The sequence below is a fragment of the Blastococcus brunescens genome (assembly GCF_035320885.1).
Lineage (GTDB): Bacteria > Actinomycetota > Actinomycetes > Mycobacteriales > Geodermatophilaceae > Blastococcus_B > Blastococcus_B brunescens.
Map to the genome: position 1 here is coordinate 3,497,692 of NZ_CP141261.1, position 21,357 is coordinate 3,519,048.

Consider the following 21,357-nt stretch of genomic DNA (forward strand, 5'->3'; position numbering starts at 1 on the left):
GCGACCCGCCGCTGCCGGCCCGCCGTCGCGTTCAGGGGCTGTGCGGCGCAGGCATGAGCGTCTTCCGTGCCGTACGCAGCAGGCCGCCGGCAGCTCCGGTGACGCGGGCAGCGGTCGACCGGACGTCGGTGACCGCCCCGACCACGGTGTCCACCACGGCCGACGGCCGACGGGCGTACTCGTCCAGGGCCTCCCACAGCAGCGCGGCACCGTTCGGCGGGGGCTTCGGGTGCCACTCCTCCACGGGTGGGACGGGCGCGTCCGGATCCGCGTCCAGGAGCACCTGCCCGATGTCGAACGCGCTGAGGCCGTCGACGAGCGCCGGATGCGTCTTGGTGACCACGGCGACGCGGTCGTCGGCCAGACCCTCGACCAGGTACGCCTCCCACAGGGGACGCCGGCGGTCGAGCGCGCGCGAGGTCAGCCGGGACACCAGCTCCAGCAACTGCACCTCGGTGCCCGGCCGTGGCAGGGCCGAGCGCCGGACGTGGTAGTTGATGTCGAAGCTCGGGTCGTCCACCCACACCGGGTTGGCCAGGTGACCGGGCACCTCCGCCACCCGCTGCCGATAACGCGGCACCAGCGCCAGCCGCGCCTGCACGAGGGCGGCCAGCGCCTCCACCCCACCCGGGGGTCGCTGGAGGATCAGCACGCCGCCGACGTGCATCGGGGTGCCCGGTTCCTCGAGATAGAGGAAGGACGCATCCAGTCTGGTCAGCCGCTCGACCATCGGTCTCCTCAGGGTCGGTGGCTCACGCTACGGCGCGGTCGTGCCCGCGCACACGTCGGACGTCACCGGGTCCCGGCGGACCGCAGGGCCACGCGTCGCCGGCCGGACGGGAGGGGACGTCGGCCAGCGCCGCGGCCAGCGCTCGCAGCTCGACCCGGAGCGACGACCCGGGCGCGGCCTCGGCGAGCGAGCGCCCGGACGCCAGGGCGGCGTCGGTGGCCCGACGGTCGGCCGGGAGGAAGAAGCGCACCTCTCGTCCGGCGAAGCGCTCGAGCGCCTCCCCGATCTCTCGGCGCGGATCACCGGGTACGGGCCCGCGCCGCACCTGGTTGACCACGAGGACCGGCTCCACGTCCGGCAGCCCGTCCCGCAGCTCTCCGAGTGCCCGGATGCTGCGCTGCAGGGCCACCGGATCCGCGCCGCTGATGCACAGCACCGTGTCCGCCTCCTCCAGCACGGCCAGCGTCGCCCCGTTCCGCCGCGGCGCTACCGTGTCGAAGGACAGCTCCTCGTCGTCCTCCAGGTTGAAGGCGCAGTCGACCACCGTGACCTCGGCCAGCCTGCGTGCCTCCTCCAGCACCGTGCCCACCGCCCGCGGTCGCAGCTCGGGCCACCGATCGGCGCGCGCCAGGCCGGTGAGCACCCGGAGCTGCGGCCGCACCGCCCATGCCAGGCGCACGAGTTCCTGCGCGTCCAGGTTCCCGGCAGCCGCGAGCCGGGCGGCGCCGGCGAATCCCGGGGACTCGTCGAGCAGGCCCAGCACCTGCGCGATCACCCCGCCGTAGACGTCGGCGTCCACCAGGAGCGTGGAGACCCCGAGCCGGGAGAGCTCGTCCGCCACGCCCACCGCGACGGTCGTCCGCCCCGGCGCGCCGGTCGGCCCCCACACCGCCACCACGCGTCCGCGGCCCGCCGGCCGTTCCTCGGGCAGCTCGGGCGCACCGAGCACCGGCAACGCGGCGCGCGGGTCGGCGACGTCACGGCCCTGGGACGGCGCCCCGGCGACCGCTTCACGCAATGCCTGCGCGATCGCGTCGGGATCGGCGTCGGCGGGCAGCACCTGGCGCACCCCAGCTGTCGCAACCGGTTCGCGGCACGCTCGTCACCCGGCTCCACCAGGCCGACGACGGCCACCCCCGCCGCCTCCAGGCGGGCGACCGCGTCGCCGTCGAGCCGACGGAGCTCGGCCGAGAGCAGCGCGGCCTGGCCGGTCCCGGTCGCCGCGACCGCCAGGAGCTCGGCCACGTCCACGCACCGGCGGACCACCGTCACCCCGTGATCGGCCCGGTCGAGAGCACCGACCAGCTCCGACTCCCAGGCCGCGCCCGTGACGGCCGTGAAGACGTGCAGCGCCATCAGCCGGCCGGTCCCACCGGGGCAGGGCCGGTCGCACCCGCCCCGGGAACGCCGCCCGCCGCGCGCGGGGCGACCGTCCCAGCCTCGACCTCGTCCCCGTCCCCGTCCACCGAGTCGTGGACGACGACGACGAGCGGGCGCCCGGCGATGGCGGCCAGCACGTCGGGCGCGTCGTCCGCGGACACCGCGATGACCACCTGCACCGCGGTCGTCGGCGTGGACAGGACACCCTCCGACCGCCCGGACAGCGCCTGCACGGGGCCCGTCGGACCACGAGCGAGACGCTGCCGTCGGCCACCGCCGTGGCGCCGGCGGCCGGGTCCGCGACCGCGTAGACGTCGACGAGCTGGCCCCGCCGCAGACCAGGAGGCACGTAGCCCGACTGCACCGGCAGCGCCAGCTGCACCAGGTCCTCGCTCCCTCCAGCGCCGTGCGGGGCAACAGCTCTCCGTCCTGAACGGCCCGCCCCAGCGTGCGCCCCTCGGGCCGGGTGCTCGTGGAGAGGTAGGCGTCGGCGGCGTCGTCCAACCGGACGTCGACCGCGACGAGGTCGTCGGCGCTCAGCCGGGTGCCGGCGGCGAGGTCGCCGGTGACCGACCAGACCGGCACGGTCGCGTCGGCCGCGCCGACGACCCGGGCGCCGAGCAGCACCGACGCCAGGACGAGGAGCACGCCGAGCACCAGCCGGAGGTCCAGCCACCGCGGTGGGCGCACCCGCCGCGGACTCGGGCCCGGGACCGCGTCCGCCGTCGGGAGCGGGACGGCGGACGTCCGGACGGCGGTCACAGCACGTTCACCTCTTCTCGCACCTTGCGGTGCACGGCCGCCGGACAGGGCGTGTCGTCGCTTGCTTGGAGCAGACTTGACGGCGTTGAAGTACAGATGATGCGTCATTCGTGCGATGGCGCGCACTCGTCATCCACACGTTCGGGTGTGGAGAACTGTCAGGTGTCCCCGGACGGGCTGACAGACTGACCGCGACCGGACGGAGAAGACCGATGCCCACGCCCCGCTTCCTGACCCTCGACGACGTCGCGGAGATCCTGAACGTCTCGTGGTCCCAGGCCTACGCCCTGGTCCGCCGCAAGGAGCTGATCGCCATCCAGATCGGTGGTCGCGGCCAGTGGCGGGTCGAGGTCGACGAGCTCGAGCGATTCATCCAGCAGAAGTACGCCGAGGCGCGCGCGGGCACGGTTCCTGCTGACGGCCCCACCGGCGAGACCGTCGTGGAGACCGGGACGACCGGCGGCGGCTCGCCCCGCGGCTGACCGGCGCCTGACCTCCGGCCGGCCCCGTACGCGGGGGCGCTCAGCCCAACCCGGGCACGAGCGTGCGCACCACCGCGATCGCGTCGATGACCACGGCACGGACACCGTGCACCGCTTCGGCGCGACGGGGCGCGTCCGCGGGGTGCTCGGCCAGCTCCACGTGATCGGCCCCGACGCGGTCCACCGTGCCGGTCAGCGTCGCGCCGTCGTCCAGGACGAGCTGGACGGAGCTGCGATCGCGGGCCAGTCCGCGCAGCGCCCGGCGGAGGTCGAGGCGGGCACGCACCTCGCCGGCCGGCTCCACAGGAACCGTCCGTCGACCCAGCCCTCCGACGGTCCGGACCGCCCCCAGCGCCACGAGCAGGTCGCGGCCCAGTTCGTCCTCCAGCAGGAGCCAGTCCGGGCCCCGGTGCACGAGGGTTCCCGCGACCTGACCGGCTCCCCGGACCCCCAGGACCACGGGGAGCCCGAGGACCCCGCCGAGCCGCTCGACGAGCTGCACCCCGCCGACCTCGGCCCGTGACCGCGACGCCGACTCGGCGCGCTCCGCGGCCGACTCCTCTGCCTCGAACTGCGACTGCAGGTCGTCGAACAACTGTTGCCAGCGCATCCCGCACCTCCCGCCCGCCACCCTAGTTCCCTGTGGAACGTTACGTTTGCATGCGTTTGCTTGATTTAGTCTGCATCCACCATCACTGGAAGGCAGGCCATGTCAGTTCGACGACTGATGCTCACCGCGCTCGCGATGGGCGCGATCGCGTGGGCGCTGTCAGCGCTCACCCCGGGCACGACGAACTGGTGCGCGCGTTGACCGCCCCTCAGCGGACGGTCGACTCCGCAGGTCCGGACTCCCTGGTCCTCGCGACGGCGGGGTTGCTCGCCTGGGCCGTGTGGGTCTGGGGCGCGCTCGGGCTGGCCCTCACCGCAGCCTCCGCGATGCCCGGTCTGCTCGGCACCGCGGCGCGACTGGGCACCCAGGTGGTCCTTCCGGCCGGAGCGCGGCGTAGCGCCGGCTTGCTGCTGGGGCTGGGACTCGGGGTGGCCGGACCCGTCGCGGGAGTCGCCGCGACCGTCATCGTCGCTCCCGTCGCGTCCGCCGCGCCAACCGGAGGCGTGCCTGACTGGCCCGCCGCAGCGGTCCCGTCAGCCGCGCCGACATCGACCTCCGCGCCGGACTGGCCCCTCGATCGTCCCGCCGTACCGGTACAGGACACGCATGTCGTCGTCCGCGGCGACTGCCTCTGGCACATCGCGGGGGCCCGGCTGCTCGAACGGACCGGGGCGCAGCCGACGGACGCCGACACCGCACGGGCGGTGCACGCCTGGTGGACGGCGAATGCCGACGTCATGGGCCCGGACCCCGACGTCCTGCTACCCGGCCAGGTACTGCGCGCGCCGGACGCGACGTGACGGCCCACTCCGCCCGCGCCCCTCGAGACCGACCCACGACCGGGAGCACCCGATGACCACCTCCACCCGCGCGCCCCAGGCGCTCCCTCCGGCCCAGCCCACCCTGCGACTGGTCGTCGTCCCGACGCCCCAGCCACCGCTGGAGGACGAGCGCCTGCCGCTGCGGCTCGTCCTTCCGGGGTCGCCGTGCCCCGGCCGGCACACCGCCCGGGGCCACGCCCCCGCGCCGCACGCACGGTGGGACGCCCCGACGACGACTTCGGCCCGTCCTTGTCGGTGCGCGCCGACCTCCCCGACGCGCGGGAGACCGGGCGCCGCCTGATCACCTGCACGCTCGAGGCTCTGACGGGGCGCCGACCGCTCACCCAGGTGCGGGCCATGACGTCGGCGGGAGTCTTCACCGCCCTGTCAGAGGGTCGGCGCCCACGGTGGTGCACCGAGGGCACCGCGCCGCTGCTGGTGGGCCCCGTGCACCTCAGCGAACCGGTCGACGGCGTCGCGGAGATCAGCGCCGTCGCCCGGCGCAGTGGACGGGCGCACGCGGTCGCCGCCCGGATGGAGGGCATCGACGGTCGCTGGCAGTGCACGGCGCTGCAGATCGGCTGACCGGCGACGATCTGCAGTCATCCGCCCAGGGTCGCTCCGCGGGACAGTGGCTGGACCGATCGCGCATAGACCGACAGCCAGCCGCAGCCGGTCGGCGCGGTGAGCGGCTCGCGCCGCGCCCGCCTCTCCTGCAACTCGGCCTCGGGCACCGCCAGGTCCAGCGTCCGGGTCTCGACGTCGACGTGGATCATGTCGCCGTCCTCCACCAGGCCGAGCGGGCCACCGACGGCCCCTCAGGGCTGACCTCCGCCACGACGAGGCCCGTGTTCACCAGCCCGGACATCTGGCCGTCCGTCACGACCGCGACCTCGCTGCCCAACCCCGCGCCGTCGAGGGCGAAGATGAAGGCGGACGTCAACGCCATGCCGGGCGATCCGCGCAGGCCGAGGCCGCTGAGCACGACGACATCACCCGCACGCACCGCGCCGCTGCGAATCCCCTCCAGGCCCTCGTCGCGGGAATGGAACACCTTCGCCCGGCCGGAGAACCGATGCACACCGTCGTCGGCGACGGTCCGCTTGACGATGGCACCCTCCGGGGCGAGCGACCCGCGCACGATCACGATCCCGGGATGCCGGGCCAACGGCGCATCGATCGGTCGGATCATCTCCTCGTCGCCGATCGGGATGTCGCCGAGGATGTCGGCCAGCCGGGGGCCGCCCACCGTCGGCCGGGTCAGATCGAGCAGGGGACGGAGCCGGTACAGCAGCGCCTGGGTGCCACCAGCGGCCTCGAACTCGTCGATGCGCCGCTCCCCATTCGGCTTGACGGCGGCCAGCAGCGGGACTTGGGGGCGAGCTCCTCGAACAGCGCGGTCACGTCGACGTCGCACCCCGCCTCGACCGCGATGGCCTGCAGGTGCTTGACACAGTTGACCGAGCCACTCACGGCGAGCACAGCGGTGACCGCGTTCCGGAAGGCGCCGGCGGTCATGATGTCGCGAGGGCGGACGTCCTCCTCGACGAGGTCGAGGATCCGGCGCCCGGCGCGCTCGACCGTCTCCCACATGCGCGGGCTGTTGGCCAGCACCGGCGTGCTGCCCGGCAGCGCCATGCCCAGCGCCTCGGTGGCGATGTGCATCGAGTTGGCGGTTCCCATGCCGGCACAGACCCCCGGTCCGCCGACGGCCACCGCGGCCATGTCGGCGAGCTCGTCCACCGTCATGGCGCCGCTGGCCACGTGACCGGCGTAGAGGAACACGTCCTCGAAGTCCACGTGCTCGCCGCGGTAGACGCCAGAGGGCTGGTAACCGCAGCCGACGACGATCGTGGGGATGTCGAGCCGGCCGGCCGCCATGAGCTGGCCCGGGGTCGTCTTGTCGCACGACGCCAGGCACACCATCCCGTCGAGCAGGGCTCCCTCGACCGCCACCTCGATGTCACTGGCGATGAGGTCCCGGCTCGGCAGGATGTACTGGCCCCCTCGCCCCGCACTGGTGATGGCGTCGCTGGGCGCGGCCGTGCGGACCTCGAACGGCACGCCGCCCGCCGCGCGGATGGCCGACTTGAGGGGCCCGACGATGCCGTCGAGATGGCTGAAGCAGCTGGCGAGCCCCGACGAACTGTTGACGATCGCGATCTTCGGCTTCTCCATGTCGGCGTCGGTCAGCCCCAGGGCCGTCCACTGCGCACGGCGCATGGCCCACCGGTTGCTGCCCCGCTCGAAGTTGCTGCGCAACGCGCTCACGACTTCTCCCGTCCCGGCCCAGGTACACGCCGTTCCGCTCCAGCCGGCGCTGCAACTCCGGGATCGGCACGTCCCGGACCGCGAGTCCACCGCCGAGCGCGAGATCGGCGGCCGTCCCGACCGCCTCCCCATCGCGAAGCAGGGGCCGGTCACCCGCGCCGAGGACTGACCTCCGTGCGTCATGGAGGCACAGCGACCCGCGACGAAAAGGTTGTCGACCTGTTGCGGCACGAGCATCCGATAGGGCAGCTGATTGAAGCCCCGCGGATCCTGACCCCGCTGCCAGCGGAACTCGACGTTGCCGTCGACATGGGCCTCGACCGGCCAGCCGTTCACCCCGACCGTGTCAGGGAAGTCGACGCAGCCGAGGACGTCGTCCTCGCTGAGCCGGTACTCCCCGACGATCCGGCGGGTCTCGCGGATCCCGATCTGCGGGGCGATGTCGACGATGTAGGAGTTCTCGAAGCCGGGCGTCCGATCCCGGATGAAGTGGAAAGTGTCGAAGACCTGCTGGCGGCCCTGCAGCTCGCCGTGCGTCAACTGGTCGACGTCGGTGCCGTCTACCGGGCTGCCGTCCCGGTTGCGCAGCTGAGTCAGGTTGGCGCGCCACTCCAGGGGTTGCGCTGCGGCCGGACGATCGGCTTCTTGCGCGGGAACGTGTGGGTACCTGCGGCCTCGGCGTCGTCCATCAGGCGTTCGACGGTGCGCCACGGGGCAGGCCCGGCGGCCTCGACGTCGACACCGTTGATGCGGAACATCAGAGAGGGGTAGAGCAGCCACTCACCGGGCGGGGCCTTCTCGTAGGGGACGCCCGACCAGGCGGCGACGTCCCCGTCGCCGGAGGCGTCGACGAACACCCGGCCGCGCACGGCGGCTCGGCCCGACTTCGACTCGATCAGCACCGAGTCGATGGTGGCGTCGTCCGCCATGACCACACCGACGGCCATCGCGTGGAACAACAGTCGCGCACCCGAGGACACGACCAACTCGTCAGCCGCGAGCTTGTAGCTGGAGATGTCGAAGGCCTGCGCCAGGATGCCGTCGTTAATGGTCAGGTGCGGCTGCGACAGCCCGTCGAGCTTCGCCAGCCGCCCCAGCAACTCGTCGGCGAGGCCGTGGATCACCTGACGGTGCTCGCCGTGGACCTTGGCGTGCAGACCGCAGAACGTGCTCAGCCCGCCCATCGTGCCTGCGCCGCCGAGGAATCCGTAGCGCTCGACGAGGATCGTGGACCGCCCTGCGCGGGCGGCCGCGGTCGCCGCCATCAGTCCGGCGGGGCCACCGCCGATGACGACGACGTCGAACTCCCCGTAGACCGGGGTGTCCCGCGCAGCTTCATGGACGACCGCCGAAGCCCCGGTCACCTCGGCCCGCGCCCCCGTGTTGATGGCGTCGTTCATCATTCGGTCTCCTGGGGGTTCGAGGTCGGGTCGTCGTGCACGCGTGCGACGGCGGGGGCCCTCCGCGGGGACCGAAGGTCTCCAGCACGGCCGACACCCCGGCGTTCTGGGCGCCGGCCACAGCGATCAGCACGGCGTCGGCCGAGTTGAGGACGGGCACCACGTCCTGCCCGGCGGAGGCGCACGTGTCGGGTACGGCATCGGGATGACCGGCCGGCAGCCGCCACCGGGTATGCCGCGAGACGGCGTCCTTGCCGACCTCGGCCAACCGGGCGCGGGTGTTCGTGGCGTGTGCGTGGAGGAACTGCCGGAGGTCGGCCTTGCTCCAGCCCGCCCGCGCGAAGACCCAGGCGTGCTCGGGGCCCAGCACGACGCAGCCGCTGATGGTCTCGTGCACCAGCGCGCCCGTCCTGGCCAAGGTGCCGGCGATGTCCCGCCCCAGCTGCTCGGGGTCGGTCGTGTGCCGGGCCTCGACGTGGATGCAGGAGCGGATGAGCATGGCCGTCACCGCGCTGTCGCCGGCGTCGAGGCCGAAGTCCGCGTGCAACGGTGACCAGGGGCTCTCCTCCTCGTTCTCGGCGATGCACGCGCTGTACTTCGCGGGCGTCCCCTGGGTGGCCTGGTCGAGCTGGTGGGGTGCAGCCCGAACGCGTTGATGGCGGTGAGGCGGATGGCCCGTCCGATGGTGGCGTTCGCCCGGAAGCCCGAGCCGAACACGTTGCCCCGGCTGTTGATCCCCAGCCGCCCCCGGACCGGCCCGTTGACGAGGAGCAGCGGAGCCGTTCCGGTCGTGCTCTGCCAGATGCCCTTGCCGGCGTAACCCTCCATCGCCAGGGCATCCCAGGCGGAGAGGACGACCGGGAAGTACTCGGGCAGACATCCGGCCATCGCCGCGTTGATCGCGGCCGCGCGGACAGTGCACACCCGGTTGAGGTGCGGCATGCGGAGGAGCACGTCGTCGGCGTCTCGCTCCGTGCGGTCCAGGAACTCCTGGAGGTAGGACTGGGTGACCGGCATGACCGGCAGTCCGTCCGTCCAGCCCTTCCGGGCGTAGAACTCCATGAGTTCCCGCAGGCCGGCGATGTCCACCTCCGGCCGATCCACCAGGTCCGCGTCCGGCTCGCTCGTGTGCCGCTGCATGCCGACACCTCCTCCCTGCTGCCGGCACCTGCCAGGCGATCCGGGGGATCCGGTGGCGTTGCCGAGGCGGGACGGCGCAGTCCGTCGACGAACAGACTCCACACGTCGATGTGTGCGCAATGCGAACCAATGCGCATATTCCGCACATCGTAGCCCCGGGCCTCGACGCGTCAAGGTGCACCGAGGGGCCGATCCGGACGGGATGGCCCCGGCACCCCCGGCCGTCGGGGCACGGTCCGTCCCGGGCGACATCGGGCCGTCGGCACGCCGCCTCCGGCCGTGCCGCGGACGACGACGTCGCCGTTGACACGAATGTGACCCACGCAATATGTTCGGTAAGAGCCCGCGCGGTCGCATGCCGCACACTTTCGCCAAGCCTCGCTTTCGTGCGAACCGCCGCTCGGGCCGATCTCGCCCCCGCGCTCCACCCCGTTCGACTCGACCGCCTGTCCGCCTTTGAGGAGAGCCCCGATGAGCCCCACGACCGCACGCCCGCTCGGCGCCTTCACGCGACGTCGATCGCCGTGGCAGACCGCCCTGGCCGCCGGCGTCACCGCCACCATGCTGGCCGCCTGCGGTGGCGGCGACGAGGAGCCGGCCGCCGGCGGAACCGGTGGGGACGGCGGCGGTGGCGAGGTGCAGGACGTCACCTTCCTCAACATCCTCCCGCTGGAAAGCCTGACCTTCACCCCCGAGTTGGTGGCCGCCTCCTGCGGGTACTTCGAGGAGCAGGGGCTGAACGTCACGTTCGAGACGACGCAGGGCTCGGCCCAGGCAATCCAGACCGTGCTCGCGGGCGGGGCCCTCATCACCCGCGTCGGCGACATGGAGACCATGCTCGCCATCGGGGAGCGCGACGCCCCGCTCGTGAATGTCGGCCAGATCAACAAGACGGGGACGATCCGCTTCGTCTCGGCGGAGTCCGACCCGCTGGAGTCCCCGGAGGACATCGAGGGCCGGCTGGTGGGCACACCGTCGGAGGGCGGGACGAGCGAGATCATCCTGAAGCTCGTCGCGGCCGAGGCCGGCATCGCTCCCGAGGAGGTGCAGACCCAGGTCGTCGGGCTGGCGCCCGGGGTCTTCGACCTGGTGTCCTCCGGTCGGATCGGCGGCTACATCGTCTCGCTGGACACCTCGGTGGCCCTCGAGCAGCAGCAGCCCGAGGCGGTCATCATGTCCCCGTCGGACTTCGTCGACAGCGGCGGCCAGGTCTACATCACCTCCGAGGAGCAGGCCGAGGACCCGGAGAAGCAGGAGCAGCTACGCGCCTACCTGGCCGCGATCAAGGAGGCCGTGCAGTTCGTGGCCGAGGACGAGGCCAACGACTTCGCCGAGACGATCGAGTGCCTGTCCGAGTACGACATCCCGAGCCTCGAGAACCCGGAGGTGGCCGTGGGATCGCTCAGCCAGTACGTCGAGTCCTGGACCACGGCCGGCGAGGACGAGATCGCGCAGACCGTGCCTGAGCAGTGGGAGTCCGTCTACGAGGAGATGGCCGGGTCCGGCTTCGTGCCCGAGGGCCTCGACCCGTCGGAGTGGTACACCAACGACTTCGCCCCGGGCCAGTGACCTCGCCACGGCAGGCCGGCAGCGGCCTCGGGTCGCCCGCCCACGTCGGGGTCACCCCGTCGGGGGTCCCCGAGGCCGAAGCCGGCGCGCCGACCGGGCCGCAGGCGAGCCACACGACCACCGAACCTCAGCAGCAGCACGTCGCCGACCACCCGGACGCCCCGCGCGTCCAGCCGGGCACTCCAGGGAGGCGCAGCTCGAGGTCACCGGAGTGGACAAGACCTACCAGGCGCGGCGCGGCGCGGTGCACGCCCTCAGCAACGTCAATCTGTCGATCGGTCGCGGCGAGTTCATCTCGCTCGTCGGCCGGTCGGGCTGCGGCAAGACCACGCTCCTCCGGATCCTCGCCGGCCTGCTGCCGCCGACCTCGGGCACGGTCACCGCGGACGGGCAGAGCATCTGGCGCGGCGGCAAGCGCAACGACGAGGCGTTCGAGAACTTCGGCCTCGTCTTCCAGGACGCCAATCTCTTCCCCTGGTACACCGTCGCGGACAACGTCTCGCTGCCGCTCAAGCTGCGAGGGATGGGCAGACGGGCCCGTCGTGCGCGGGCCACCGAGTTGTGCGAGCTGGTCGGCCTCCCCGGTTTCGAGAACGCCTACCCGAGGGAGCTCTCCGGCGGCATGCGGCAGCGCGCCGCGATCGCCCGGGCGCTGAGCTACGACCCGACCATCCTGCTCATGGACGAGCCGTTCGGGGCCCTGGATGCCCTGACCCGGGACAAGATGAACCTGGAACTGCAGTCGATCCACGCGCAGGCCGGCGCGACGGTGGTCTTCGTCACGCACTCCATCAGCGAGGCCGTCTTCCTGGCCGACCGCGTCGTGCTGCTCACTCCGCGGCCCGGGCGCATACGTTCCATCACCCCCGTCCAGCTGGCGCGGCCGCGCTCGCTGGAGACCGAGACCAGTGCCGAGTTCCAGGAGATCGTCCGGGAGCTCCGCCACGAACTGGACGAAGAATGACCGATGCCGTGAAGTCCCGCGAGAAGCCTGCCTCCGAGCCCGTGGCGACGGACCCGGACGCCCCGGTGAACGACCGGGACACCCTGATGAAGTGGTTGCCCTTCATCTCCACCCCGATCCTGCTGTTCATCCTCATCGGCGGTTGGCAGTTCGCCGTCTCGGTCGTCGGGGTGTCGGAGTTCATCCTCCCGGCGCCCCTGGACGTCTGGCGGTCGCTGCTCGACCTCCTGAGCGGCGGCGCGGTCTGGCATGACATCTGGATCACGCTCTACGAGGTGCTCGTCGGCTTCGCCTTCGCCCTCGTCGTGGGCACGATCGTGGGGGCCGTCCTCGGCCGGGTGATCTGGCTGGAGCGGGCCGTGCAGCCCGCCCTCGTCGCTCTCCAGGTGGTACCGAAGGTCGCGTTCATCCCGATCTTCGTCATCTGGTTCGGCTTCGGACCGACGTCCAAGATCATCATGGCCGGCATCCTGGCCTTCTTCCCGATCATGCTGAACGTGATGCTCGGGGTGCGATCGGTCGACCGAGGCCACCGTGACGTCATGCGCGGGCTGGGCGCCAGCAGGTGGCAGACGTTCAAGAGCCTGGAGCTGCCCAGCACCCTGCCCTACATCTTCGCCGGGGCCGAGGTCGGCATCGTGTTCGCCGTCATCGGCGCGATCGTCGGCGAGTACCTGGGCGGCAGCGAGGGCTGGGACACCTGGTCGTCCGCAGCCTCAACGCCCTCGACGCCCCGCAACTGTTCGCGGTCATCGTGCTGCTGGCCCTCATGGGCTCGCTGCTCTACGCCGCTGTCACGCTGACCAAACGGCTGATGATCCCGTGGCACGACTCGGTGGCCGGACAGAGCTCGTGACCGAGGCCCCCGGCCGTTGCGCAGCAACCTGCAGGAGGAAGTTCCCGCTGGGCGGTGCGCCGTGCCCAGTGGCGGGCCCTGGGCATCTCCGACGAGGACATGACCAAACCCAAGATCGCCGTCGTCAACTCCTCGTCCAAGCTGGCGATCTGCTTCAGCCACCTCGACGGGATCGTGCCGACGCTCGAGGAGGCGATCCGCGCCGCCGGCGGCCTGCCGTTCGAGGTCCGGACGGCGGCGCCGGCCGACTTCATCACCTCGGCCGGGCGGGACGGGCGCTACATCCTGCCCAGCCGCGACCTGATCACCAACGACATCGAGGTCGCCGTCGAGGGCGCCCAGCTGGACGGCATGGTCACGCTCGCCTCCTGCGACAAGACCGGCCCGGCCCATCTCATGGCCGCCGCCCGGCTGGACATCCCGACCATCGTCGTCGGCTGCGGCTACCAGCCCAGTGGCGAGTACCGCGGCGAGCACGTGGACATCGAGGAGGTGTTCCTCGCCGCCGGCTCCGTCGCGGCGGGACGGATGTCGCTGGAGCACCTGTGCGGGATGGCCGACAACGCCATCCGCGGCCCGGGTGTCTGCGCCGGCCTGGGCACGGCCAACACCATGCACATGGCCTGCGAGGCCCTGGGCATGTCGCTGACCGGGACCACGCCGGTTCTGGCCAACAGCCCGGCCATGTGGGACGGCGTCCGCAGAGCCGGCGCGCGCATCGTCGAGCTGGTCACCGAGGGGCAGCGCCCGCGCGAGGTGCTCACCGCCGGCGCCTTCCACAACGCCGTCACGCTCATGCTGGCCACCAGCGCATCGGTCAACTCGATCAAGCACCTCCAGGCGGTCGCCCACGAGGCGGCGTGCCCGGTCGACGTGCCGGAGTTGTTCGCCGACCTGGCCGACCGGGTGCCGCTGCTGTGCGCGGTGCGCCCCAACGGTCCGCACTTCATCGAGCAGCTCGAGGCCGCGGGCGGCACCCGTGCCGTCCTGTCCCAGCTCGCCGACCTGCTCGACCTCGACGCCCGCACGGTGGACGGCGGCACCCTGCGGGATGTGCTGCGCGGCGCCACTGTGGCCGACGAGGAAGTCGTGCGCCCCGTCGACCGCCCGTTCGGCACGCGCCCGAGCATCGTCATCGTCCGCGGCTCGCTGGCCCCAGGCGGCGCCGTCGTCAAGCGGCCGGTCGTCGACCGCGGCGCCCGCCGGTTCGAGGGGACGGCGCTGTGCTACTCCTCCCGCGACGAGGCCCTCGCGGGCCTGGCCCGGGGCGAGGTGCAGCCGGGCACGGTGCTCGTCGTCCGGGGCCTCGGCGTCGTCGGCGGGCCCGGCATGGCGCTGGGCTCGGCGGTCGTCTTCGCCCTGGAGGGCGCCGGGCTGGGCGACAGCGTCGCCGTGGTCACCGACGGGCAGATGTCCGGCCTGGTCAACGTCGGCACCGTCGTCGGCGAGGTGACTCCGGAGGCCGCCCTGCGCGGCCCGTTGGCCCTGGTCGAGGACGGCGACCGGATCGTCATCGACGTCGACCGGCGAACCGTCGACCTCGACGTCCCCGAGGACGTCCTCGCCGAGCGGCGGTCAGGGCTGGGCTCGCCGGACCTCGGCCCGGACCACGGCTGGCTGTCGGCCTACCGCCGACTGGTGTCCACGGTTCCCGGCGGCGCGGTGCTGACCGCCCCTCCCCGGCCGAGCCCCCGAGGAGGCCTCGTGACGCACTCCTGGGTGGAGGAGCCCGGCCGCCGCACGCCGATCCTCGGTGAGTACGACGTCGTGGTCGTCGGCGGTGGACCGGCCGGTGTCATGGCGGCGGCCGCCGCGGCCCGCGCGGGGCGCTCGACGATCCTGGTCGAGCGCAACGGGTACACCGGTGGGGCGGGCAGCGCCGGCGGGCTGTCCACCTTCTGCGGGCTGCACGCCAACGTGCACGGCGAGCACCGCCAGGTGGTGCACGGGCTGGCGGACGAACTGCTGGAGCGGATCGACGCCCTGGACGGGCTGAACGAGCCGCACCTCAGCTTCGCCGACCGCATCCTGGCCCAGGCCTACGACATCTCGGCCTACAAGATCGCCCTCGACGACATGCTGGTGGAGTCCGGCGTGACGCTGCTCTTCCACGCGCTGGCCGTCGGCGTGGTCATGGCCGACGAGCACCGGGTGGACGCCCTGCTGGTGGAGTCCAAGTCCGGGCGCGGCGCGATCCGCGGTCGGATCTTCGTCGACGGGTCCGGCGACGGCGACCTCGCCGCCTGGGCGGGGGCGCCGTACGAGAAGACCGACCCGGCGCACGGGATGCTGTACCCGTCGCTGATGTTCCGCATCAACGGCGTGGACGCCGACGCCGCCCACGCCACGCAGGGCCGGCTGCCGGCGCTCATGGAGGACGCCGAACAGGCGGGGCTCTTCCAGTTCCCCGCAAGCGGCCGATCGTCCGCCCGCAGCGCAACCCGCTGGAGTGGCGAGCCAACATCACCCAGCTGTCCAACCCCGACGGCAGTGCGATCGACGGCACCGACGTCTGGCAACTGACCCGGGGTGAACTGCAGGGCCGCCGCCAGGTGCGCGACGTGTTCCCCTTCTACCGGCAGGAAGTCCCCGGCTTCGAGGCCGCCTACGTCGTGGACATCGCCCCCGACATCGGCATCCGGGAGACCCGGCGGATCGTCGGGCCCTACCAGCTCAGCGAGGACGACATCCTCGACTGCGCCGACTTCCCCGACGCGATCGGGGTCAACGGCTGGCCGGTGGAGGCGCACGTCGCCGGCGACGTGGAGATCCGCTGGCAGCGGGGCGAGGATCCCCGCGGCTACAACCAGCTGCCCTTCCGGATGATCGTCCCGCAGGTGCTGACCAACACCTACGTCGTGGGCGCTGCGCGTCCATGACCCACATGGGACAGTCCAGCGCCCGCGTGACCGGCCCGTGCTTCGTCATGGGTCAGGCCGCGGGCACCGCTGCCGACCTGGCGCTGGATTCAGGCGTGGCCGTCGGGGACATCGACGTGGGCAAGCTGCAGGCACGCCTGGCGGAGCACGGCGCCTGGCTCGGTGGAGAGGACACGCGGTGAAGCTGGCCGACGACGAGCGCGCGATGCTCGACGGCGAGCAGGGCGAGGCCGTCGCCGCCGCGATGGACCTGCTCGTCCGCTACGGCGAGGTGCTCGGCGCCGAGCGGCTGGTCGACACCGACAACGTCTGCGGGGCGAACCTGTTCGGCTCCCGGCACAGCCTGGTCTGCGGGTCGCCCACCCCCGACGGCGCCTTCTCCGAGCACAGCCTGGACGCGCCGGAGGTCCTGACCATCCCGCCGGTGAAGGCGCAGAGCTACCAGCTCATCGGGCCGATGGACACCAAGCACTGGCAGGTGCAGGGCTGCCGCAGGCCGAGCACGACGAGATCATGGCCAGCGAGCAGTACAACGCCGAGCACGGCATCCACCTGCTCAACACCTGCACGCCCTACCAGGTGGGCAACGTGCCGCTCAAGGGCGAGCACTGCGCCTGGATGGAGAGCTCGGCGGTCGTCTACGTCAACTCCGTGCTCGGCGCCCGGACCAACGTGGAGGGCCGGGAGAGCACGGGCGCGGCGATGCTCACCGGCAAGATCCCGTACTGGGGCCTGCACCTGGAGGAGAACCGGCGCGGCTCCCACCTGGTGGAGGTCACGACTCCGGTGGTCACCAACCGCGATTGGGGCCTGCTGGGCTACTGGATCGGCGAGCAGGTGCCCGAGGAGGCCATCCCGGTCGTCGACGGCATCGCCGCCACCCCGGACCTCGTCCGGCTCAAGCACTTCGGCGCGGCGGCCGCCTCGTCGGGCGGCGTGGAGATGTACCACGTCCCTGGCATCACGGCGGAGGCGCGGACCCGCGACGAGGCCCTCGCCGGGCGCGCGGCGGTCGAGCACCTGCGGTACGGCCCGGCGCAGCGCCGCGAGGCCTACGAGCACCTGAACGCGACCGCCTCGGACACCGCGGTCGACCTGGTGATGATCGGTTGCCCGCACGCCACGCTCGGTCAGATCCGCGACGTCGTCCGGTTGCTCGAGGGCCGCCGCGTGCACCCCGACAGCGAGCTGTGGGTATTCACCCCGCGGGCGCTGCGGCACGTCGCCGAGCAGAACGGGTACGCACGGGCGCTGGAGGACGCCGGCGCGCTGCTGATGAGTGACACCTGCCCGGCCATCGGCCAGTTCCTCCCCCGGGGGCGCGGGTCTTCGCGACCGACTCGGCCAAGCAGGTCCACTACCTCCCGGCGATCATGAACGTCCAGGGCTGGTTCGGCACGCTCGCCGAGTGCGTCGACGCGGCGGTGACCGGCACGTGGCGCGGGGAGCTGTCATGAGCGATGTCGTGCTGTCCGGCCGCGGCCTGGTCGGTGGCGTCGCCGAGGGCGAGGCGCTGGTCACCCGCGAAGCGATCTCCGGCTGGGGCGGGGTGGAGCCCCGCAAGGGCCGGGTCATCGAGTCGCGGCACGAGCTGGTGGGGCAGTCCTTCGCCGGCAAGGTCCTGGTCTTCAAGGGCGCCAAGGGCTCCTCGGGGTGGTCGGGGATGTTCCACATGTCCCGTCTCATGGGATCCGCGCCGGCGGCGATGGTGTTCACCACGATGAACACCAAGATCGCTCTCGGCGTGGTGGTCACGCACGTGCCGGCGATCACCGACCTGGACAGGGACCCTTTCGAGGTCATCCGTTCCGGTGACTGGGTGCAGGTGGACGCCGACCGCGGGCGGATCATCGTGACCCGGCCCGCCACGTAACCTCCGGATCGAGAGGCCGGGCGGAGACCCCTCCGTGGCAGACGAACAAGACAGGACCAGGGATGGACGGCGCGGCGCAGAACCGGACGCGGGCAGGCACGGCCGAGCCCGATCCCCACGCCCTCTCCGAGGGCGAGGCCGTCGAGGCCGTCGAGGCCGTCGAGGCCGTCGAGGACGTCGAGGACGTCGACGGACCCGAGGACGCTGGTGCGCTCCGACCCCGCGGCGACTACTTCGTGCAGTCCCTCGAGCGTGGCCTGGCCGTCATCAAAGCCTTCTCCGCCGACGAACCCGAGCTGACGCTGAGCGACATCGCCCGCCGCACCGGCATGACCCGCGCCGCGGCCCGCCGATTCCTGCTGACCCTCGCGGACCTCGGCTACGTGACCACGGTCGACCGGAAGTTCTCCCTGCGGCCGACGGTGCTCGAGCTGGGCTACACCTACCTGTCCCTCATGTCCTTTCCGCAGGTGGCGACGCCGCACCTGACCGCGCTCGCCGATCAGGTGCACGAGACGACGAGCCTGGCCGTCCTGGACGGGGACGACATCGTCTACGTCGTCCGCGTCGGAGCACGTCGCGTGGTGGCCAGCGGGCTGACGGTGGGTACCCGACTGCCCGCCTACCTGACGTCGCACGGGCGCGTGCAGCTCGCCGCCCGGACCGACGAGGAGATCGACGCCTATCTGGCCCGGGTCCGGCTCGAACCGCGCACCGCGCAGACCGTCACCGATCCCGCGCGCCTGCGGGTGCTCCTGCTGGAGTCGCGCGCGCAGGGCTGGTGCTCGGTGGACCAGGAACTCGAGGAGGGCGTCACGTCCATCGCGGTCCCGGTGCGCGACGCGCTGGGCACCGTCATCGCCTCGGTGAACGTGGGGACGCATTCGCGGCGCCTATCGCCGGTGGCGCTGAAGCAGATCGCCCTCGAACCGCTGCGCGAGACCGCCCGTCAGGTCGAACGGGACATCGCCCTGCTGGGGGTCCGGTCAGTCCCCACGTCCTTCTGAGCCGATGTCCCCGGTCGGGCTCACCGTTCCCGAGGCTGCGGATCGAAGAGTTCCAGCGCCTGCTGCTGAGCCCATCGACGGTCGACCTTTCCGGACGCCGTGCGCTGCAGGTTCGCGACGGCCACGATGCTGCGGGGCCGCTTGTAGCCCGCCAGCCGCTCGCGCATGTGGTCGGCCAGCTCGCCCTCCGGCAGTTCGGCACCGTCCGACTGCACCACCAGGGCAGTCACCTGGTTCCCCCATCGCGGGTCGGGGACGCCGACGACCACGGCCTCGGTCACGGCGGGGTGATCGACGAGCGCCTGCTCGACCTCCTCGGCGAAGACCTTCTCCCCGCCGGTGTTGATGACGCCGGAGCCACGACCGAGGAACCGGAGGGTGCCGTCTGCCTCGAGCGCGGCTGCGTCCCCGGGCACGGCGTACCGGATCCCGTCGATGGTCCGGAAGACCTCGGCAGTGAGCTCGGGGTCGTTCAGGTAACCGAGCGGCAGGGCGCCGGTGCTGGCCAGCTCGCCGACCTGCCCCGACCCCGGGACCACGTCCGTCCCGTCCGGCGCCAGCACCCGGGCGTTCGGCGGCAGTGTGAACTCCGTCGGCAACTCGTCCGGGTCCGGCCCCCGAGCGCCACGCCGTAGGGCCCACCCTCGGTGGAGGCGATGGTGTCCTGGACGGTGAACCGGCCGGCCCGCAGCAGCCGGCGCTTGTTCTCCGTGCTCCAGCGGACGCCCGAGCTGACCACCCGGCGCAGCGTGGAGAGGTCGTAGGGCGAGCCGTCCGCGGCCGCGCGGTCCAGCTCGGCGAGCAGGGGGACGGCGAAGGCGTCACCCACGATCCCCAGCTCCACGACGCGGTGCTCCTGCACCGCCGTCCAGAGCGCCTCCGGATCGAGGGACCGCTGCGGAAGAGTCACCACGCACCCGCCGCGCAGCAGGTTGCCGATGCTGAAGAAGAACCCGGTGCCGTGCATGAGGGGTGAGGCCGGAAGCATGACGGGCGCGCTACCGCCGCGGACCGCCACCTCGGCCGCGGCCACCACCTCGGCACGGTCGGCCGGCACGGGCACTCCCGCCCGCCGGTAGGCCGAGGAGACGACCCCGCAGACACCCGCGTGGTCCCAGACGACCCCCTTCGGCGCCCCCGTCGTACCACCGGTCAGCATGAGGATCTGGTCGTCGGGTGAGCGCTCCTGTCGCGGCAGGGGTGCCGCGCTGGACATCGCCCACTCGTATCCTGCGACCACCCCTGCGGCGGCGCACCTGCGGCCTCCCCGTCCGCGAGCAGCACGGAGCGCAGCCTCGGCGACCGTTGCGCCACGGCTCCCACCTTGGCGGCGAGCGTGGCGTCGACCACGAGCGCGCGAACATCCGCGAGCTCGAGCACCTGCTCGAGCTCGGCCTCCCGGTAGCGGTAGTTGACGTTGACCGGCACGGCCCGGAGCTTCAGGACCGCCAGGAGACTCTCGAGGTACTCGGGCGAGTTGTAGAGCCCGATCCCCACCCGGTCACCGGGTCCGGTGCCGGCCTCGGCCAGGTAGCCGGCGAGTCGGGACGCCCGGTCGTCGAACTCGCGCCACGTCCGGTGGCGGTCGCCGTGCACCAGAGCCCGGCGCTGCGGGTCGAGGCCCGACACCGCGTCGCCGACCGCCTCCAGCAGCGAGGCGAGGTTGTCCCGGACAGGTGCCGGATCGCCCATCTCAGCCGTCCAGACCGAAGAGGCGAACGGCATTGTCCTTGAGGATCAGCGGGCGGACGGAGTCCCGGATCTCCGTCAGGTCCAGGTCTGCCAGCCACCGGTCGGGGGTGATGACCGGGAAGTCGGAGCCGAAGAGCACCTTGTTCTTGAGCAGGGTGTTCGCGTGCTGCACCAGCGAGGGCGGGAAGTACTTCGGAGACCAGCCCGAGAGGTCGATGTGCACGTTCGGCTTGTGCAGCGCCACGGACAGCGCCTCGTCCTGCCAGGGAAGGACGGATGGGCCAGGATGATCGGCAGATCGGGGAAGTCGACGGCCACGTCGTCCACGTGCATCGGGTTGCTGTACTTCAGCCGCACCCCTGACCGCCTCGCGACCCCGCCCCCACGCCGGTGTGCCCGGAGTGGAAGAGCGCGACCATCCCGTGCTCCTGCAGCACCTCGTACAGGGGATAGACCTCGCGGTCGTTCGGGAAGAAACCCTGCAGGTTGGGATGGAACTTGAACCCCCGGATCCCCCGGCCATCGACCAGCCGGCGGGCCCGTGCCACGGCGTCGGCACCTCGGGCGGGATCGACGCTGGCGAAGGGGATGAGGACGTCGCGGTGCTCCGCCGCCAGCTCGGCGACCTCCTCGTTCGACGGCCGGCCGGGCGCGTCGCCGTCGGCGAGGGTGTCGACACCGAACACCACGGCCCCCATCCGCCGGGAGCGGTAGTACTCGGCGATCTCGGGGACCGTGTACTGCGACACCTTTCCGGCTCGGAAGTAGTCCGACATCCCTTCGAGGCGCTCGTGACGATCCGCGGGAGCCCCCACCGAGGCGTGCACGTGTACGTGGACGTCGATGGCCGTGAGCGCCGAGACGTCCATCGGCGAACCGGTGGCTCCGCCCATCGTCACTCGGCGTCGTCGCCGGGGAGGG

The 21,357-nt window shown here is 72.3% G+C and carries 23 protein-coding genes and 3 pseudogenes; 12 read left to right on the forward strand and 14 right to left on the reverse strand.

Features of this window, described 5'->3' with window-relative positions; genetic code table 11:
- Positions 1–31: 31 nt before the first annotated feature.
- From U6N30_RS23575 to U6N30_RS23585, 3 genes are all read right to left on the reverse strand, one after another.
- Positions 32–730, reverse strand: coding sequence for a wax ester/triacylglycerol synthase family O-acyltransferase (locus U6N30_RS23575; RefSeq protein WP_324274188.1), 699 nt, complete (start codon positions 728–730; stop codon positions 32–34).
- A 22-nt stretch (positions 731–752) separates the two neighbouring features.
- Entirely contained in the window at positions 753–1,790 is a 1,038-nt protein-coding gene (locus tag U6N30_RS23580) for a CpaE/TadZ family protein (protein ID WP_324274189.1), read from the reverse strand.
- Between the two features lie 295 nt (positions 1,791–2,085).
- Positions 2,086–2,343, reverse strand: a complete 258-nt coding sequence (locus tag U6N30_RS23585) for a hypothetical protein (RefSeq protein ID WP_324274190.1) — start codon at positions 2,341–2,343, stop codon at positions 2,086–2,088.
- A gap of 741 nt (positions 2,344–3,084) precedes the next feature.
- On the opposite strand from U6N30_RS23585, the gene U6N30_RS23590 reads away from it, so the two are divergent.
- The gene (locus U6N30_RS23590) at positions 3,085–3,354 is read left to right on the forward strand and encodes a helix-turn-helix domain-containing protein (protein WP_324274191.1); all 270 of its coding nucleotides are present in this window, start codon (positions 3,085–3,087) and stop codon (positions 3,352–3,354) included.
- Between the two features lie 40 nt (positions 3,355–3,394).
- Here the strand turns inward: U6N30_RS23590 and U6N30_RS23595 are convergent, their stop codons facing one another.
- Positions 3,395–3,964 (reverse strand): hypothetical protein, encoded by a 570-nt coding sequence (locus tag U6N30_RS23595; protein WP_324274192.1) that lies wholly within the window; start codon positions 3,962–3,964, stop codon positions 3,395–3,397.
- A 197-nt stretch (positions 3,965–4,161) separates the two neighbouring features.
- On the opposite strand from U6N30_RS23595, the gene U6N30_RS23600 reads away from it, so the two are divergent.
- Positions 4,162–4,764 carry a LysM peptidoglycan-binding domain-containing protein gene (locus U6N30_RS23600; RefSeq protein WP_324274193.1) on the forward strand — a complete coding sequence of 201 codons (603 nt, stop codon included), beginning with the start codon at positions 4,162–4,164 and terminating at the stop codon, positions 4,762–4,764.
- A 237-nt stretch (positions 4,765–5,001) separates the two neighbouring features.
- On the forward strand, positions 5,002–5,370 hold the full coding sequence (locus U6N30_RS23605) for an Rv3235 family protein (RefSeq protein ID WP_324274194.1): 369 nt from the start codon (positions 5,002–5,004) through the stop codon (positions 5,368–5,370).
- Between the two features lie 17 nt (positions 5,371–5,387).
- Here the strand turns inward: U6N30_RS23605 and U6N30_RS23610 are convergent.
- The 5 genes and pseudogenes from U6N30_RS23610 to U6N30_RS23630 form a co-directional block, all read right to left on the reverse strand.
- A pseudogene (locus tag U6N30_RS23610) lies at positions 5,388–5,977 on the reverse strand (hypothetical protein).
- Positions 5,978–6,045: 68 nt separating this feature from the next.
- Positions 6,046–7,767 (reverse strand): dihydroxy-acid dehydratase domain-containing protein, encoded by a 1,722-nt coding sequence (locus tag U6N30_RS23615; protein ID WP_324274195.1) that lies wholly within the window; start codon positions 7,765–7,767, stop codon positions 6,046–6,048.
- The gene (locus tag U6N30_RS23620; RefSeq protein WP_324274196.1) at positions 7,650–8,459 is read right to left on the reverse strand and encodes an FAD-dependent oxidoreductase; all 810 of its coding nucleotides are present in this window, start codon (positions 8,457–8,459) and stop codon (positions 7,650–7,652) included. The genes U6N30_RS23615 and U6N30_RS23620 overlap by 118 nt, the downstream gene beginning before the upstream one ends.
- Positions 8,392–8,964 (reverse strand): hypothetical protein, encoded by a 573-nt coding sequence (locus tag U6N30_RS23625; RefSeq protein ID WP_324274197.1) that lies wholly within the window; start codon positions 8,962–8,964, stop codon positions 8,392–8,394. Before U6N30_RS23625 ends, U6N30_RS23620 begins: the two co-directional genes overlap by 68 nt.
- Complete coding sequence (locus U6N30_RS23630; protein ID WP_324274198.1) at positions 8,961–9,596, reverse strand: hypothetical protein; 636 nt, start codon at positions 9,594–9,596, stop codon at positions 8,961–8,963. The genes U6N30_RS23625 and U6N30_RS23630 overlap by 4 nt, the downstream gene beginning before the upstream one ends.
- A gap of 471 nt (positions 9,597–10,067) precedes the next feature.
- On the opposite strand from U6N30_RS23630, the gene U6N30_RS23635 reads away from it, so the two are divergent.
- The 9 genes and pseudogenes from U6N30_RS23635 (at position 10,068) to U6N30_RS23670 (ending at position 18,744) form a co-directional block, all read left to right on the forward strand.
- On the forward strand, positions 10,068–11,165 hold the full coding sequence (locus U6N30_RS23635; protein WP_324274199.1) for an ABC transporter substrate-binding protein: 1,098 nt from the start codon (positions 10,068–10,070) through the stop codon (positions 11,163–11,165).
- 211 nt (positions 11,166–11,376) lie between these two features.
- Positions 11,377–12,129, forward strand: a complete 753-nt coding sequence (locus U6N30_RS23640; RefSeq protein WP_324274200.1) for an ABC transporter ATP-binding protein — start codon at positions 11,377–11,379, stop codon at positions 12,127–12,129.
- Positions 12,126–12,932: an ABC transporter permease gene (locus U6N30_RS23645; RefSeq protein WP_324274201.1), complete on the forward strand. Its 807-nt coding sequence runs from the start codon at positions 12,126–12,128 to the stop codon at positions 12,930–12,932. The genes U6N30_RS23640 and U6N30_RS23645 overlap by 4 nt, the downstream gene beginning before the upstream one ends.
- A 152-nt stretch (positions 12,933–13,084) precedes the next feature.
- Entirely contained in the window at positions 13,085–15,508 is a 2,424-nt protein-coding gene (locus U6N30_RS23650; protein ID WP_324274202.1) for a dihydroxy-acid dehydratase domain-containing protein, read from the forward strand.
- Positions 15,430–16,046: pseudogene (locus U6N30_RS23655) on the forward strand (FAD-dependent oxidoreductase). The gene U6N30_RS23650 and the pseudogene U6N30_RS23655 overlap by 79 nt, the downstream one beginning before the upstream one ends.
- Positions 16,043–16,159, forward strand: a pseudogene (locus U6N30_RS34495) (aconitase X); the annotation flags it as partial. The pseudogenes U6N30_RS23655 and U6N30_RS34495, both read left to right, overlap by 4 nt.
- Before the next feature lie 191 nt (positions 16,160–16,350).
- Positions 16,351–17,241, forward strand: coding sequence for an aconitase X (locus U6N30_RS23660; protein WP_422678141.1), 891 nt, complete (start codon positions 16,351–16,353; stop codon positions 17,239–17,241).
- A gap of 76 nt (positions 17,242–17,317) precedes the next feature.
- Positions 17,318–17,737, forward strand: coding sequence for an aconitase X swivel domain-containing protein (locus U6N30_RS23665; RefSeq protein ID WP_324274204.1), 420 nt, complete (start codon positions 17,318–17,320; stop codon positions 17,735–17,737).
- A gap of 62 nt (positions 17,738–17,799) precedes the next feature.
- A complete protein-coding gene (locus tag U6N30_RS23670) occupies positions 17,800–18,744 on the forward strand; it encodes an IclR family transcriptional regulator domain-containing protein (RefSeq protein ID WP_324274205.1) in 945 nt (314 codons plus the stop codon).
- 20 nt (positions 18,745–18,764) lie between these two features.
- On the opposite strand, the gene U6N30_RS23675 is transcribed toward U6N30_RS23670, so the two are convergent.
- The 5 genes from U6N30_RS23675 to U6N30_RS23695 all read right to left on the reverse strand — a co-directional run bounded on the left by U6N30_RS23675 (position 18,765) and on the right by U6N30_RS23695 (position 21,329).
- On the reverse strand, positions 18,765–19,283 hold the full coding sequence (locus U6N30_RS23675; protein ID WP_324274206.1) for an AMP-binding enzyme: 519 nt from the start codon (positions 19,281–19,283) through the stop codon (positions 18,765–18,767).
- Positions 19,217–19,903: an AMP-binding protein gene (locus U6N30_RS23680; RefSeq protein WP_324274207.1), complete on the reverse strand. Its 687-nt coding sequence runs from the start codon at positions 19,901–19,903 to the stop codon at positions 19,217–19,219. The genes U6N30_RS23675 and U6N30_RS23680 overlap by 67 nt, the downstream gene beginning before the upstream one ends.
- A complete protein-coding gene (locus U6N30_RS23685; RefSeq protein ID WP_324274208.1) occupies positions 19,897–20,436 on the reverse strand; it encodes an AMP-binding protein in 540 nt (179 codons plus the stop codon). The genes U6N30_RS23680 and U6N30_RS23685 overlap by 7 nt, the downstream gene beginning before the upstream one ends.
- A gap of 1 nt (position 20,437) precedes the next feature.
- On the reverse strand, positions 20,438–20,680 hold the full coding sequence (locus U6N30_RS23690; RefSeq protein WP_324274209.1) for an amidohydrolase family protein: 243 nt from the start codon (positions 20,678–20,680) through the stop codon (positions 20,438–20,440).
- A gap of 103 nt (positions 20,681–20,783) precedes the next feature.
- Positions 20,784–21,329, reverse strand: coding sequence for an amidohydrolase family protein (locus U6N30_RS23695; RefSeq protein WP_324278434.1), 546 nt, complete (start codon positions 21,327–21,329; stop codon positions 20,784–20,786).
- Positions 21,330–21,357: the final 28 nt, after the last annotated feature.

Coding starts and splice junctions, on each gene's coding strand:
- U6N30_RS23575 (WP_324274188.1), bottom strand. CDS start 730: ATGGTCGAGCGGCTGACCAGACTGGATGCGTCCTTCCTCTATCTCGAG.
- U6N30_RS23590 (WP_324274191.1), top strand. CDS start 3,085: ATGCCCACGCCCCGCTTCCTGACCCTCGACGACGTCGCGGAGATCCTG.
- U6N30_RS23595 (WP_324274192.1), bottom strand. CDS start 3,964: ATGCGCTGGCAACAGTTGTTCGACGACCTGCAGTCGCAGTTCGAGGCA.
- U6N30_RS23620 (WP_324274196.1), bottom strand. CDS start 8,459: ATGATGAACGACGCCATCAACACGGGGGCGCGGGCCGAGGTGACCGGG.
- U6N30_RS23630 (WP_324274198.1), bottom strand. CDS start 9,596: ATGCAGCGGCACACGAGCGAGCCGGACGCGGACCTGGTGGATCGGCCG.
- U6N30_RS23635 (WP_324274199.1), top strand. CDS start 10,068: ATGAGCCCCACGACCGCACGCCCGCTCGGCGCCTTCACGCGACGTCGA.
- U6N30_RS23645 (WP_324274201.1), top strand. CDS start 12,126: ATGACCGATGCCGTGAAGTCCCGCGAGAAGCCTGCCTCCGAGCCCGTG.
- U6N30_RS23650 (WP_324274202.1), top strand. CDS start 13,085: ATGACCAAACCCAAGATCGCCGTCGTCAACTCCTCGTCCAAGCTGGCG.
- U6N30_RS23665 (WP_324274204.1), top strand. CDS start 17,318: ATGAGCGATGTCGTGCTGTCCGGCCGCGGCCTGGTCGGTGGCGTCGCC.
- U6N30_RS23670 (WP_324274205.1), top strand. CDS start 17,800: ATGGACGGCGCGGCGCAGAACCGGACGCGGGCAGGCACGGCCGAGCCC.
- U6N30_RS23680 (WP_324274207.1), bottom strand. CDS start 19,903: ATGCTGACCGGTGGTACGACGGGGGCGCCGAAGGGGGTCGTCTGGGAC.
- U6N30_RS23685 (WP_324274208.1), bottom strand. CDS start 20,436: ATGGGCGATCCGGCACCTGTCCGGGACAACCTCGCCTCGCTGCTGGAG.
- U6N30_RS23695 (WP_324278434.1), bottom strand. CDS start 21,329: ATGGGCGGAGCCACCGGTTCGCCGATGGACGTCTCGGCGCTCACGGCC.